We start from the raw sequence: 14,294 nt of genomic DNA, 5'->3' as shown, positions 1-14,294 counted from the left end.
CTCATAACCCGCAGTTCTCTCGGCCCCCTCGCGCGCCCTATCGGGCAAGCGTGTCGAGAGCCCGTTTCCGGGACAAGGAGTTAGCTTCATGGATATTTTTATCCAACAAATCTTGAACGGCCTCGTGCTTGGCAGCGTCTACGCGATCATTGCACTGGGCTATACGATGGTCTACGGCATTCTGGGCATCATCAACTTTGCCCACGCCGATGTGATGATGATCGGCGCGATGGTCGCGCTGTCCACCATCAACCTGCTTTTGAAGATCGCGCCGGACATGAACCCGGCGCTCATGCTGGCGATTGCCACGCTCGTGTGTATGCCCGTGTGTGCGATAGCCAACTTCGTGATCGAGCGTGTGGCCTACCGGCCGTTGCGCAATGCGCCGCGCCTGGCCCCTCTGATCACCGCCATCGGCGTCTCGCTGCTTCTGCAGACGATCGCCATGCTGATCTGGTCGCGTAACCCCCTCTCGTTCCCGCAACTGCTGCCGACCGACGCCATGAACGTCATTCCGCCGCGCGGCGACCATCCCGGCGCGGTCACAAACGGCACCGGCATCGTGATCGTTGTCGTGGCGTTCCTCGTCATGTTCGGTCTGACCCAGCTCGTGAACCGCACCAAGCTCGGGCGTGCCATGCGTGCGACGGCGGAAAACCGCAACGTCGCCGGTCTCATGGGCGTGAACCCGAACTTCGTGATCTCCGCGACGTTCGCCCTCGGTGGCGCGCTCGCCGCGCTCGCGGGCGTGATGATGGCCTCGAACTACGGCAACGCGCACTTCTACATGGGCTTTATTCCCGGCATGAAGGCGTTCACCGCTGCGGTGCTCGGCGGTATCGGCAACTTGCAGGGCGCCATGGTCGGCGGCGTGCTGCTGGGCCTGATCGAAGCATTGGGCGCGGGCTACATCGGCGATCTGACCGGTGGCGTGTTCGGGAGTAACTATCAGGACGTCTTTGCGTTTGTCGTGCTGATTGTGGTGCTGGTGTTCCGTCCGAGCGGTCTGCTCGGCGAGCGCGTGGCAGATCGTGCATAAGCGGGGAGGATCGACATCATGAATCAACCCGTGCAAACGTCGCCGGTGACGCAGATTTCTGCCGCCGCTGCGACCCGCAAGGCTTATCGAGGCCTCGCATTTTTCCTGCTGGCCGCCATTCTCGCGCCCGTGCTCGTCGGCTATGCCGGCGGTAACTACTGGGTGCGGGTGCTCGACTTCGCGCTGCTCTACATCATGCTCGCGCTGGGCCTGAACATCGTGGTGGGCTTTGCTGGCCTGCTCGATTTGGGTTACATCGCGTTCTATGCCGTGGGGGCGTACGTCACGGCCTTCCTGAGTTCTCCTCACCTGAGCACGCAGTTCGAGTGGATCGGTGCGATGTTCCCCGGCGGGCTGCATGTGCCCGTGTGGTTCACGATTCCGATCGGCGCTGCGGTCGCGGCGATCTTCGGCATCTTGCTCGGTGCGCCCACGCTGCGTCTGCGCGGGGACTATCTGGCCATCGTGACGCTGGGTTTCGGGGAGATCATCCGTATCTTCATGAACAACCTCGACCGGCCGATCAACATCACCAACGGCCCGAAGGGGATCACCGGCATCCAGCCCGCGTCGTTGTTCGGCTTCGATTTCTCGAAGGCGCACAACTTCTTCGGGTTCCAGGTCAGCTCGGTGTACATGTACTACTACCTGTTCGTGTTCCTCGCGTTGCTGATCGCCTTCATTTGCGTGCGCTTGCAGCACTCGCGCATCGGACGCGCCTGGGTGGCCATCCGTGAAGACGAAATCGCCGCCAAGGCGATGGGCATCAACACGCGCAACATCAAGCTGCTCGCGTTCGCGATGGGGGCGTCGTTCGGCGGCGTGGCAGGTGGCATGTTCTCCGCGTTCCAGGGCTTCGTCTCGCCCGAGTCGTTCACTTTCTGGGAGTCGATCGTTGTGCTCTCGATGGTGGTGCTCGGCGGCATGGGCCACATTCCGGGCGTGATTCTGGGCGGTGTGCTGCTCTCGGCGTTCCCCGAGATCCTGCGCTCGACCATGGGCCCGTTGCAGATGAAGTTGTTCGGTAGCGTCATCGTCGATCCCGAAGTGATCCGGCAGTTGCTGTACGGTCTGGCCATGATTCTGATCATGCTGTACCGTCCGGCCGGCCTGTGGCCGTCGCCGCGTCCGGAAGAGCGGACTCTGTAAGTCGAGGGAGATGACCTGAATATGAGCGAACAAATTCTTCTGTCCGTCAAGGGCGTGAACAAGCGCTTCGGCGGTCTGCAGGCCCTCACCGACGTGGGCCTGGAGATCAAGCCGGGGCAGATCTACGGGCTGATCGGCCCGAACGGCGCCGGCAAGACCACGTTCTTCAACGTGATCACCGGTCTCTACACCCCGGACTCCGGCGAATTCAAGCTCGACGGCGCGGCTTACAAGCCGACCGCCGTGCACGAAGTGGCCAAGGCCGGTATCGCGCGTACGTTCCAGAACATTCGTCTGTTTGGCGGCATGACCGTCATCGAGAACGTGATGGTGGGCCGTCACGTGCGTACGAAGATGGGCGTGATCGGCGCCATCGTCCGGTATCCGGGGGCGAAGGCCGAGGAGCGCGCCATCCGCGATCGTGCGATGGAGTTGCTCGAATACGTGGGCGTAGCGAAGTACGCCAACTACACGGCAGCGAACCTCTCGTACGGCCACCAGCGTCGTCTGGAGATTGCACGCGCATTGGCGACCGATCCGAAGTTGCTGGCGCTGGACGAACCGGCTGCTGGCATGAACGCCACGGAGAAGGTCGAGTTGCGTGGTTTGCTCGACAAGATCCGTAGCGACGGCAAGACGATTCTGCTCATCGAGCACGACGTGAAGCTGGTGATGGGTTTGTGCAACCGCATGACGGTGCTCGATTACGGCAAGGTGATTGCCGAAGGTTTGCCGCAGGATGTGCAGAAGAATCCGGCGGTGATTGAAGCGTATCTGGGTTCGGGAGGCCATTGATGAGCGCAATGTTGACGATCAAGGGCCTGAAAGTCGCTTACGGCGGGATCAAGGCGGTCAAGGGCATCGACCTGAACATTGAGCCGGGCGAGCTGGTCACGCTCATCGGCGCGAACGGTGCAGGCAAGACGACCACCATGAAGGCGATCACGGGCTTGTTGCCGTGGGCCGATGGTGACATCGAGTATCTGGGCAAGTCGATTCGCGGCGTGAAGGCGTTCGACCTGCTCAAGCAGGGGTTGGCGATGGTGCCCGAAGGTCGCGGCATCTTCACGCGCATGACCATCCTCGAGAACATGCAGATGGGGGCATATCTGCGCAACGACACCGCGGGCATCAAGCAGGACATCGACAAGATGTTCGGCATTTTCCCGCGTCTGAAGGAGCGCAAAGATCAGCTCGCAGGCACGCTCTCGGGCGGCGAGCAGCAGATGCTTGCGATGGCGCGTGCGCTGATGAGCCAGCCCAAGCTGTTGCTGCTCGACGAACCGTCGATGGGTCTCTCGCCGATCATGGTGGAGAAGATCTTCGAAGTGGTGCGTACGGTCTCGGGCGAAGGCGTGACGGTGCTGCTCGTGGAGCAGAACGCACGTCTGGCGCTGCAAGCGGCGCACCGGGGCTATGTGATGGACAGCGGCCTTGTGACCATGACGGGTGACGCGAAAGACATGCTCGACGATCCGAAGGTGCGTGCAGCGTATCTCGGGGAGTAAGTGTCGAACTCGCGTGACCGACCGACGGCGATCCGTCGTCAGTCGGTCGGTGAATGAGCAAAGGGCGCCGAAGGCAACTTCCGGCGCCCTTTGTGTTTTCACGACATTCGAAGACTGCGCGACGCAGCGCCTATTGCGCCACCGCCGTCAGCGGCAGCCGCTTGCCGAGGCTTACGACATCGTCGGCGGCGTAGCCGTGTGCGTTATAGAACGCGAGGGCTTCGCGCGACTGCGTGAGCACTTGCAGATTGAGCTTGAGGCAGCCGCGCGCGGCCAGCGCGATTTCGGCGTGATGCAGCAGCGCGCTTGCCACACCGCGACGTCGCAGCGCATGCGCGACGGCCAGCGAATAGACCCAGCCGCGATGTCCGTCATAACCGGCCATGACGGTGCCGACGATCTTGCGTTCGCGCACGGCGACGAAGAACAGGTCATCCTTCATGGCCACTTTGTTGGCAATCGAGCGTCGCGGTTCGCGATGCGGTTTGTCGGCGCGGTTGTACTCCGGAAAGGCTTCACGCCAGAGCGCGATAACGGCGTCGGTATCCGCGTCGTCGAACGTGCGGATATGGATGTCGGTGGGCATGCGGTTCATGGCGCTTCCTGTTGGCCTGTGTAGATGTCGGGCCGGTGAATCTGCATCATCTTGTTCACTGCGCCGAGCGGTTCGAAGCCATAACGCGAGTAAAGACTGGCGGCATCGGTCGTGGCGAGCAGGAAGCGGCGCAGCCCTTGCAGTGCCGGATGCGCGAGCACATCCTCGCACAGGCGCTTGCCGATCCCCAGGCCGCGCATGGACGGATCGACGAACACGTCGGCGAGATAGGCGAACGTGGCGTGGTCGGTGATCACGCGGGCGAAGCCGACCTGACGTGCCGGACCGCCTTCGACCTGCGTTGCGTACGCGCCGAAGCAAAGCGAGTGCGTGATCGCGCGCACGAGCGTGTGGCGCGGAATGCCTTGCGCCCACGCCGTTTGCGTCGACAAGGCATTGTGGATGAAGCCGATGTCGAGCCGCGCCGGATCGGCCGAAATCTCGACGATGGCGTCGGCGGGCGGTGTCGGGTGGCCCTGGCTCATGTCGTTCATCGATGGAGTCTCCAATGAGGTGACGTTCTGACTCGCCCGAATCACATTCGGGCGAGTGTCGTCATGCGAAACGCTGAGTTCAGACGTGCATTCAGACGTGCTTCGCGAGCAGCGTGTCGAGCATCGAGAGCATCTGATCGATCTCTTCGCGACTCACGTTCAGTGCGGGCATGAAGCGCAGCAGGTTCGGGCGCGCCGAGTTGAGGAGCAGCCCGTCCGGTGTCATGTCGCGTGCAGCTTCGACCAGTTGCGGGCCGATGTCACGACCGAGCAGCAACGCGCGCAGCAGACCCGCGCCGCGTTCCCCCTGACCGCCGTAGCGCGACGACAGATGCTGCAATCCGGCGCTCAGATAATCCGCTTGCGCGCGCACGAATTCGAGGAAGCCCGGGGAGCTGACCGTGCGCATCACGGCGAGGCCGACGGCGCACATCAGCGGGTTGCCGTTGTACGTGCCGCCCTGATCGCCCGGTTGGAAGACGGCGAACTCGTCGCCGCACAGCATGGCGGCCAGCGGCACACCGCCACCGATGCCTTTGCCCAGCGTCATGATGTCGGGCACGATGCCCGACTGCTGATACTGGAAGAGCGTGCCGGTGCGTCCGCAGCCGGTCTGCACTTCGTCCACGATCAGCAGAAGCCCGCGCGCCGTCGTCAGTTCGCGCAACGCTTTCATGAACTCAGGCGTTGCGGGCACGACACCGGCTTCGCCCTGAATCGGTTCGAGCATCACGGCCACCGTCTCCGGCCCGATGAGGGCTTCGACCGATGCGATGTCGTTCAGCTCGGCCTTCGGAAAGCCGGGCACCTGCGGCGCGAAGATCGTGTCCCAGCCGGGCTTGCCGCTTGCAGACATCGTCGCGAGCGTACGGCCGTGGAAGGCGTTCTTGAACGTGATGATTTCGAAACGAGCCTTGCCTGCGCTGTTCGGGTGCAGTTGCCCCCACTTCCGGGCAAGTTTGATAGCGCTTTCGTTGGCTTCCGCGCCGCTGTTGGCGAAGAAAACCTTGCCGAGGCCGGAGAGATTGGCGAGCAGGTCGGCCAGCTCGATCATCGGCAGATTGTAGTAGGCGGGGCTCGGGTTGAGCAGCAACGAGCCTTGCGTGGCGAGGGCGTCGCGCATGACCGGGTGGCAATGGCCGAGGCTGTTCACGGCCCAGCCCTGGATGAAATCGAGATATCGCTTGCCTTCGTGGTCGTACAGCCAGCCGCCCTTGCCGTGCGTGAACACGAGTTCGGGACGCGTGGTAATCGGCAGCAGCGCCTGTGTGGGCAAATCCGCGAACTTGGCGTGACGTGCCGCCTTAGGCGTGGTGGGCGAGGTTGACGATGCGGCGGCGGACGGTTGAGCAAGCGACATGACGGTCTCCGAAGGTAGGTGAGAAGAGACTGGAGGAATAAAAAAAGCCACGGGGGTGCCCGTGGCTTCGCTGTGCTTGAGAACTTGCGTGTTATCGCAGTCGATAGCGTGCCGCGCGGCATCCCGGTTGGGGCAGCGTACGGCGACGTCGGATCGAGGCGATGGCAATCAGGTTCATGTCGGCAAGAATAAGGCGGTGACGCGGCGCTTGTCAAAGGGAATGCATGCGGTGTGGTTTGCATGCATCTTTTGCGCATCCCTTCGATGCGCCGCCGGACGTCACGGCCTGATGGTCACGGGGTCATTGGCCGCCGCCGGGGTTATCGGCTTCGGTGGTGAAGGCATCGGCGAAGAAAGCGTCTTCCGGCAACTGGTGATGAGCGATGAAGTCGCGACGGGCCGATTCCACCATCACGGGCGCACCGCAGGCGTAGACCTCGTAGCCCGACATATCCGGCAGGTCTTCGGCGACGGCGCGGTGCACGAAGCCCGTGCGGCCCTGCCAGGCGTCTTCGGGCGCGGCTTCGGAGAGGACCGGCACGAACTTGAAGCCGGGAATCTCACGGGCCCATTGCTCGGCAAGTTCGCGCAGGTAGATGTCTTTGAGCTGACGCGCGCCCCAATAGAGCGTCATCGGGCGGTCAAGGCCCTTGTGTGCGGCGTGTTCGACGATGGCCTTGATCGGCGCGAAGCCGGTGCCCGAGGCGAGCAGCACGATCGGCTTGTCGGAGTCTTCCCGCAGGAAGAACGTGCCGAGCGGACCTTCGAAGCGCAGGATCTCTCGCTCCTTCATGTTGTTGAACACATGGTCGGTGAAGACGCCGCCGGGCATGTGGCGCAGATGGAGTTCGAGGAAGCCTTCTTCGTGGGGCGCGGTGGCCATCGAATAGCTGCGACGTTTGCCGTCTTTCAGGATGAATTCGATGTATTGACCGGCGAGGTACTGGAAGCGCTCGTTGGCGGGCAGTTGGAGGCGCATGACGATGACGTCGTCGGCGCGGCGTTCCAGCGCATTCACACGGCACGGCAGGCGCTTGACCGGGATGTCGCCGATGCCCTTGACCTCACGCGACTCGATGACGAGGTCGCCTTTCGTGTGGGCGCAGCAGAGCAAGGCGAAGCCACGGGTTTCCTCGTCCTTGGAGAGGGCCGAGCTGGCGTGTGCGCCGTGTTCGACGGTGCCTTCGACCAGTTTGGCTTTGCACGAGCCGCAACCGCCGTTTTTGCAACCGTAAGGCAGGCCGATGCCCTGGCGCAGTGCGGCGGAAAGGACGGCCTCGCCATCTTCGATCTGGAACTCGCGCCCGCTCGGCACGAGGGTAACGTTGTAAGCCATACTACAATCCGAAAAATGAAAAAACCGTCCAAACCTCTCGGTCGTCCGCGCCTGCTGATCGTGGGCTGCGGCGACGTCGGCATGCGCGCACTGCCGGCTCTCGTCGAACGTTTTCGTGTCTTTGCCGTGACGTCCAGCGACGCGCGCCATGCGGCGTTGCGTGCGGCGGGCGCGGTGCCCGTCGTTGCCAATCTGGATGACGCTGCGAGCTTGCACCGCTTGGGTCGTCTGGCCTCACGGGTGTTGCATCTCGCACCGCCTGCCGGGGTCGCGGGTAGCGGTACGCAGGACCTGCGTACACGCCGTTTGCGCGCTGCGCTGAACCGGCCGTCGAAACGCAATATTGTACCCGAGGGGGGCTTCACGCCGTGTCGGGCCTAGCTCACCTGGCACCCTCGCCGCGCCGGATTCTCGTCTACGCGAGCACCAGTGGCGTCTATGGCGACTGTGGCGGCGCGTTGGTGGACGAGACCCGTACGCCGGTCCCGCGTTCGCCTCGTGGGCAGCGTCGTGTCGATGCCGAGCGCACGGTGCGCACGCTGGGCCGTCCGTCCTTTCATGGCCGCGATCCGAGACGTGTGTTGACGACGGGGGCTGCGCGAGCACGTATGGCGTCGATGTCCGGTACGAAGGCGTCGTGGCGCCGGACGGTGCATGCACGGGTGTCGTGGCGGGCGTCTGTCGTGCGGATTCCGGGGATCTATGCGGCTGAGCGTCTGCCGCTGGCGCGTTTGCAGAAGGGCACGCCCGCGTTAGTGGCGTCGGACGACGTCTTCACCAACCATATCCACGCCGACGACCTCGCGGCGATCCTGATTCGCGCCATGTGGCGTGGCAAGGCGCAGCGGGTCGTGCATGCGAGCGACGACACCGAGTGGCGCATGGGCGAGTACTTCGACCGGGTCGCGGATGCGCTGGGCTTGCCCCGGCCGCCGCGTGTGTCTCGTGAAGAGGCACAACGGGTACTGGAGCCGACGTTGCTCTCCTTTATGTCAGAGTCGCGACGCCTTGCAAACACGCGGCTCAAGCGCGAACTCGGGTACACGTTGAAGTATCCCGACGTGGCGGCGCTGTTGTCGACGTTTGCATCACCCTAGATCACCTAACCATCGTTGCCCAACGTCCCACCAAGCGCTTTGACGAGCGAGAGTGTTGCGTCGATCTGCGCGAGGCGGGACTGCGCGGCGTTGCGGCGGGCCTGGCGTGCGAGGCGTTGAGCGTCGAGCCACGATTGCAGGTCGATGTCGCCTGCGCGATAGCGTGCTTCCGAGAGTTCGGCCGCTCGTTGCGCCAGGGCAGCGGCGCTGGCGAGCGACGCGTACTGCGACGACGTTCGCTCGCGCGCCGAGAGGGCATCTTCGACTTCCGTCAGCGCGGTGAGTAACGTGTTGCGAAACGTCGCAACCGATTGCTCGTAGTCATTGCGCGCGAGTGCTGTCGTAAAGCGTGCCGTTTGCACCTGAACGAACGGCATCGCGATCGAAGCGGCGAGGGTGCCGACCGGATTCGCGAGCAGACGCGAGAGCGACTCGCTGGTGGTTTGCGCGGTGCCGGTGAGCGTGAGCGATGGATAGAACGACAGACGCGCGGCGTCCACATCTGCCAGACGCGCGCGAACACGCGTCTCGGCGGCCGCGAGGTCCGGGCGCTGTGCGAGAAGCGATGCAGGCAGACCGGGCGCGACCTCGGGCAACTGCGCGACGACGAGTGAATCGCGCTCAGTGAAGCGTGTCTGCGCAGGACGTCCCAGCGCGTTCGCCAGTGAGTGCCGGGCGGCATCGCGCAACCGTTCCCATTCAGCGAGTGCGCCTGCGACGGCGTCGCGATCTTGCTGTGCCTGCACGGGGTCAAGGGCCGACACTGATCCGGCGCGCCGACGCGCCGCGACCAGAGCAACGGCACGCTCGGCTGCGGCGAGGTCTTCCGTCGCGCTGCGCACATTCTCGTTCAGATAAGCGACGCGCCAGTAGAGCGAGGCGACCTGGCTCGAGAGCGAGAGGGCGGCGGCGCGGCGGTCCCATGCACTGGCGGCGGCCTGCCAGTTGGCGGCGTCGCGTTGCGCGGCGAGCTTGTTCCAGAGATCGACCTCGTAGCTGATGCCGACGCTTGCGCCGGAGGTCGTCTGTGTCTGTCCGTTCATGCGCTGCGCGGCTTGTCCGCCGTCGAGCGCGCGCGCCTTCGAGCCGGTGATGCTGGCGGAAAATTGTGGCCAGCGATTGGCGTGCGTCAGTCCGGCCTGGAGCGCGTCGCGATCCGCTTGCAGGGCTTTGAGGGCGAGTGCGGGGTTGGCGGCGAGCGCCTGAGCGATGAGCGAGTCGAGCTGCGGTTCGCGAAACGCGCGCCACCAAGGTGAAATCTCGGCGTCGTCTGCCGGGCGTGTGCTTTCCCCTTGTGCTGCACCTGGCTGAGCGCCGTCGATGGGCGTGCGGTATTGCGACGGGACGTGCAACGTCGGGCGTTCATAGTCTGTGCGGGTCAGGCTGCAAGCGCTGAACATCATGCAAACGGCGAGCGCCACCAGCGACGGCGCGATGCCCGGGCGTGGCCGGAAAAATCCTGAAAGGCAATTCATCGAATCTGTCAAAAAGACCCCCGCGCGCGACACCGAATCGCGCGCGGGGTATAAAAGCCATCCCGAGCCTGAGGGGGGATGCAGCGGGACGGCGGGGGCAATCATTCACGGGCCAGGGCATCCACCGGATCGAGACGTGCGGCACTGCGCGCCGGGAGCCAGCCACTGAGCATGCCGATGGCGCAGGCGCAAGCCACGGCTGCGGCAAACGTATTCGTCGAAAAGACCACCGAGACCTGCGGCACGAACGTCGCAACCAGCCAGCCGATGGCGTAAGACAGCACCACGCCGACCGCGCCGCCCATCAGGCAGACGAGAACCGCTTCGATGAGGAACTGCCGGAGGATGTCCTGTCGGCGTGCGCCGATCGCGCGACGGATGCCGATCTCTCGCGTGCGCTCCGTCACCGAGACCAGCATGATGTTCATCACGCCGATGCCACCGACCACGAGCGAGATGAGGGCGACGAACGAGAGCAGCAACGTGAGCATCTGGCTCGTGCGTGAGATGGACTTCACGATCGTGTCCATGTTGAACGTGAAGAAATCCTTCTTGCCGTGGGCGCGCGTGAGCAGGCGAATGATCCCGGCTTCGGCGGCGGCGGGCGGGTGGCCGTCGAGAATGCGGACTGTGATCGATTCCAGATGTTGTTGACCGGCGAGTCGGCTCGCGACGGTTGTCCAGGGGACGTAGACATTGAGCGAGCGGCTGACGAACATCGACGAGCGATCGCGCACAACGCCGATCACGCGCAGCGGGAGCGAACCCGCGAGCACGATTTGACCGATGGGGTCACCGCCGTTCGGCAAGAGCTTGCGCAGCGTGTTTTCACCGAGCAGGGCAACTTGTGCCTGACGTTCCACTTCACTGGCGTCGAAGCTGCGTCCACGGGCGAGTTTCAGACCGTTGGCACGCATGAAGTCGGCACCCTCGCCGTGCACTTGCGCGTCCGTGTCGATGCGACCGAAGCGCATGCGGGCCGTGCGCGGGCCGACTTGTGCCGTCACGCTGTCCGTGTAGGGCTGGGCGGCGAGCAGATCGGCGTCGCGGGGCAGGAGCGTACGAATCTCTGCGGCCTTGTCGTCGTTGAAGTCCTTGCCGCGCAGCACCGTGATCGTATTCGGGGCGATGTTGCCGATATCGTTGAGCACGCGCCGCTTCGTCCCTTCGCCGATGGCCGACAGTGAGACCACCGACGTGATGCCGATGATGATGCCGAGCATCGTGAGACCAGTGCGCAGGCGGTGCGAGGCAAGCGCGTGCCATGCCATCGACAGGCTTTCCGCAAATGTCGGCCAGCCACTCATCCAGCGAGTCAGCGAATTGCCGCGCGACATTTCCGGCGCATCGGCGACCCGCGAATCCGTCGACGAATCTGTCGACGAGTCCGTCGACGAGTCCGTCGATCTTCCGAGACCGGACGCCACGCTGCGCGTCTCGCCCGGCACCGAAGTTTCGACCGCATGGGGTGTGTCGTTCAGGCGATCGCACTTGATGCGTCCGTCGGCGATTTCAATCACGCGTTGCGCCCATGCGGCGACGTTCGGATCGTGCGTGACGAGGATGATCGTGTGCCCGCGCGCGTGGAGTTCGCGCAGGATGTGCATCACTTCCAGCCCGCTGTGACTGTCGAGTGCGCCGGTCGGTTCGTCGGCGAGGATGATGTCGCCGCCGTTCATGAGCGCGCGGGCAATACTGACGCGTTGTTGTTGGCCGCCGGACATTTGCGAAGGCCGGTGCGAGAGGTGCTTGCCGAGTCCGAGGCGTTCGAGCAGCGCGGCGGAGCGCATCGATCGTTGCGAGCGCGCAATGCTGGCGTAGACGGCGGGCACTTCCACGTTGCCCTGGGCCGAGAGATGGCCCATCAGGTGATAGCGCTGGAAGATGAAGCCGAAGTACTCGCGGCGCAGCTGTGCGAGCGCGTCGTCCGAGAGTGAAGCGACATCGTGCCCGTCGATTTCGTAGCGTCCGCGGGTGGCCCGGTCGAGGCAGCCGAGCACGTTCATGAGTGTCGACTTACCGGAGCCGGAGGGGCCCATGATCGCGACCATCTCGCCGCGCTCGATGACAAGTTCGACCTCACGCAGGACCGTGACGGCGCCGTCACCCTCGCCGAAAGAGCGCGAGATGCCGGAGAGTCGCAGGAGCGGGGTGGAGGCGTTCGTCACAGGAGGGTTCCTGCGTCGTTGCTACCGGACGGCGGCGCGTCGGTGGGGTCGGCCGTCACGACACGATCCCCTTCGGCGAGTCCGTCGAGGGCCTGCGCGCTCAGGCGGTTGTCGAGTCCGACCTTCACCCAGCGTGGGTGGGCGACGCCCTTGGCGTCGAGCACACGGACGCGATAACGGCCGTCGGTGCGCTTCTCGCCGAGGGCGACGGAAGGAAACGTCAGCGCATTCGCGATACGCGCACGCACGATCGACACTTGCGCGGTCATATCGGGACGGAGGACACCCGCCGGATTGGGCACATCGAAGAGGGCGTTAAAGAAGATGGCGTTATTGATCTTCTCGGGCGAGGGTTGAATGACGCGGAGCTTGCCTTCGTAGCGCTGTTCGGGGGCGCCGAGGATCGTGAAGTAGACGGGTTGACCTGCACGGATGCGCACGACGTCGGCTTCGGAAACCTGCGCGCGAATCGTCATCATCGAGAGGTCGGCGACCTTCAGGATCGTCGGGATTTGATAGATGGCGGTGACCGTCTGGCCTTCCTGGGTGGTGATGGCGGTGACCGTGCCGCTAATGGGCGCGGTAATACGCGTATAGGACAAATTCGTGCGTGCCTTATCGACCTTCACCTTTTGCTGACTGATCTGGGAGTCCAGGGAGGCGAGTTCGGCCGAGAGGGCATCGGCTTCCGTGCGGGCCTTTTCGAGGTCACGGGGCGAAGTGGCGTCGTCGTGGGCGAGTTGTTGTTGACGGGCGAGTTCGCGAGCGGCTTGGGCGTGGCGAATGGTTTTAGCGCGTCGGTCGGCAGCGAGTGTGGTGAGTCCGGCGTTGGCTTCGCGCAGGTCGTTATCGCTGGACGTCGGATCGATTTCAGCGAGCAGTTGCCCCTTCGAGACGGCATCGCCGAGCACTACCTTGAGCGACCGAAGTTGTCCGTTGGCTTGCGAGCCGACTTCGACTTGCTTAATGGGTTGAAGGACGCCGGTGGCGAGGACGGCGTCTTCGAGATCGGCGCGGGTGACCTTAGCGAAAAGATAGGCGGGCGGCGTGGGCCGGGGCCATTGCCATGCGACGAGGGTTGCGAACAGGACGACGACGGCGCCGCCGATCTTGCGACGTCGGGTAAAGCGAAAAGAAGAGAAGCGAGAAAGGAGGCGCGTCATTGATGGAAAGAAATGGCGAAAGCCGTCGCTGGGTGGGGCGAACGTGAGGGGATGCTAAACAAAGGTGGGGGGACAAACTGTTTTAAGTTGTTGGGACTTTGTGAACAGAGATAACGAGAAAGAAAAAACAAAGAGACGCGATCAATGGAGACAAAAAGAAACAAATGATCGGGAGGACGAGCGGCGCAAAGGAGGGGCGGTCCGTTACGAGGGGAGGAGGTGGTAGGGGCGGCGGGAAGGGGAAATGTGGAGAGCCGGAAAGGGGCGCTGCGGGTTGTGGTTTTGGTGTGAGTAAGGGCGTGAACGCCTTATTCCGTAAGGGCGAGAGGGATTTCGAACGGGCTGACGGTGGGGCGACGGAAGGTCTGCACAGTGTGAAGATTGCGGATCGTCGTCGGCGTACGGCGTCGATCCGAGGAGCATCGTGTAAGGCAAGCGCTGCGACGAGGGATCGCTAAATTCGCTATAATTTCGCCTTAATTCGCTCAACGTCGGCGAAATTTTGATTATTTGGCCTTGGGTGTCGCCGTGGGGCCGTGAAATGGTCTCAGCCTGCCTTACCAATCCTTTCTGAAATAAGGATTGGACGCCATTCTGTTGGATGCTTCGGTCAACGCTTCACTGGACGGGCGCGCAAACTGCGGTGTATCTCGTCAAGGAGGGGTACAAAGCATGGCCATTGCCATTGGTTCGCCGGATGCGGCGGTGCATCGTGCCTGGCGCTTGCCGGGACAAGGGGCGGCTTCGACGGTCGGCACACATCGTGCGGCGTCGGGAGCAGATCGATATGCCAATGCGCTGCGGGCGCTCTCCAGTACGCCGGAGCCCGTGTCCGTCACGCAAGACGATGCAGTGAAACTGTCGCAAAACGCGACGGCACCGCGCGCAACTTAATTTACCGAGAAATATT

At 63.6% G+C, this 14,294-nt stretch carries 12 protein-coding genes and 1 pseudogene; 6 read left to right on the top strand and 7 right to left on the bottom strand.

What is annotated here, in order from left to right:
* Nucleotides 1-88 precede the first annotated feature (88 nt).
* From NA29_RS19860 to NA29_RS19845, 4 genes are read left to right on the top strand one after another with little or no spacing between them, the layout of a single operon-like run.
* The gene (locus NA29_RS19860; RefSeq protein ID WP_039400819.1) at nt 89-1,039 is read left to right on the top strand and encodes a branched-chain amino acid ABC transporter permease; all 951 of its coding nucleotides are present in this window, start codon (nt 89-91) and stop codon (nt 1,037-1,039) included.
* A gap of 18 nt (nt 1,040-1,057) precedes the next feature.
* Nucleotides 1,058-2,188, top strand: a complete 1,131-nt coding sequence (locus NA29_RS19855) for an ABC transporter permease subunit (protein ID WP_039400817.1) — start codon at nt 1,058-1,060, stop codon at nt 2,186-2,188.
* Nucleotides 2,189-2,209: 21 nt separating this feature from the next.
* Entirely contained in the window at nt 2,210-2,983 is a 774-nt protein-coding gene (locus NA29_RS19850) for an ABC transporter ATP-binding protein (protein ID WP_039397213.1), read from the top strand.
* Nucleotides 2,983-3,696, top strand: a complete 714-nt coding sequence (locus tag NA29_RS19845) for an ABC transporter ATP-binding protein (protein WP_039400814.1) — start codon at nt 2,983-2,985, stop codon at nt 3,694-3,696. Before NA29_RS19850 ends, NA29_RS19845 begins: the two co-directional genes overlap by 1 nt.
* Nucleotides 3,697-3,826: 130 nt before the next feature.
* On the opposite strand, the gene NA29_RS19840 is transcribed toward NA29_RS19845, so the two are convergent.
* The 4 genes from NA29_RS19840 to NA29_RS19825 form a co-directional block, all read right to left on the bottom strand.
* The gene (locus NA29_RS19840) at nt 3,827-4,291 is read right to left on the bottom strand and encodes a GNAT family acetyltransferase (protein ID WP_095178475.1); all 465 of its coding nucleotides are present in this window, start codon (nt 4,289-4,291) and stop codon (nt 3,827-3,829) included.
* Complete coding sequence (locus tag NA29_RS19835; protein ID WP_052253082.1) at nt 4,288-4,785, bottom strand: GNAT family N-acetyltransferase; 498 nt, start codon at nt 4,783-4,785, stop codon at nt 4,288-4,290. The genes NA29_RS19840 and NA29_RS19835 overlap by 4 nt, the downstream gene beginning before the upstream one ends.
* Before the next feature lie 91 nt (nt 4,786-4,876).
* Complete coding sequence (locus NA29_RS19830) at nt 4,877-6,145, bottom strand: acetylornithine transaminase (RefSeq protein ID WP_224786959.1); 1,269 nt, start codon at nt 6,143-6,145, stop codon at nt 4,877-4,879.
* 301 nt (nt 6,146-6,446) lie between these two features.
* On the bottom strand, nt 6,447-7,481 hold the full coding sequence (locus NA29_RS19825) for a CDP-6-deoxy-delta-3,4-glucoseen reductase (protein WP_039400812.1): 1,035 nt from the start codon (nt 7,479-7,481) through the stop codon (nt 6,447-6,449).
* A gap of 15 nt (nt 7,482-7,496) precedes the next feature.
* Between NA29_RS19825 and NA29_RS19820 the strand changes: the two are divergent.
* Nucleotides 7,497-8,578 (top strand): annotated as a pseudogene (locus tag NA29_RS19820) (Rossmann-fold NAD(P)-binding domain-containing protein).
* 5 nt (nt 8,579-8,583) lie between these two features.
* On the opposite strand, the gene NA29_RS19815 reads toward NA29_RS19820, so the two are convergent.
* The 3 genes from NA29_RS19815 to macA all read right to left on the bottom strand — a co-directional run bounded on the left by NA29_RS19815 (nt 8,584) and on the right by macA (nt 13,384).
* A complete protein-coding gene (locus NA29_RS19815) occupies nt 8,584-10,053 on the bottom strand; it encodes an efflux transporter outer membrane subunit (RefSeq protein ID WP_072633337.1) in 1,470 nt (489 codons plus the stop codon).
* 101 nt (nt 10,054-10,154) lie between these two features.
* Nucleotides 10,155-12,221 carry a MacB family efflux pump subunit gene (locus NA29_RS19810; protein ID WP_039400807.1) on the bottom strand — a complete coding sequence of 689 codons (2,067 nt, stop codon included), beginning with the start codon at nt 12,219-12,221 and terminating at the stop codon, nt 10,155-10,157.
* Nucleotides 12,218-13,384 (bottom strand): macrolide transporter subunit MacA, encoded by a 1,167-nt coding sequence (gene macA, locus NA29_RS19805; RefSeq protein ID WP_039400805.1) that lies wholly within the window; start codon nt 13,382-13,384, stop codon nt 12,218-12,220. The genes NA29_RS19810 and macA overlap by 4 nt, the downstream gene beginning before the upstream one ends.
* 672 nt (nt 13,385-14,056) lie before the next feature.
* Here macA and NA29_RS19800 point away from each other — a divergent pair.
* Nucleotides 14,057-14,278, top strand: a complete 222-nt coding sequence (locus NA29_RS19800; RefSeq protein WP_039400802.1) for a hypothetical protein — start codon at nt 14,057-14,059, stop codon at nt 14,276-14,278.
* The last annotated feature ends 16 nt before the right edge of the window (nt 14,279-14,294 follow it).

The organism is Pandoraea sputorum (assembly GCF_000814845.2).
Taxonomy (GTDB): Bacteria; Pseudomonadota; Gammaproteobacteria; order Burkholderiales; family Burkholderiaceae; genus Pandoraea; species Pandoraea sputorum.
The sequence above is the reverse complement of the archived record's forward strand: the minus strand, read 5'-3'. Positions and strand labels throughout refer to the sequence as shown.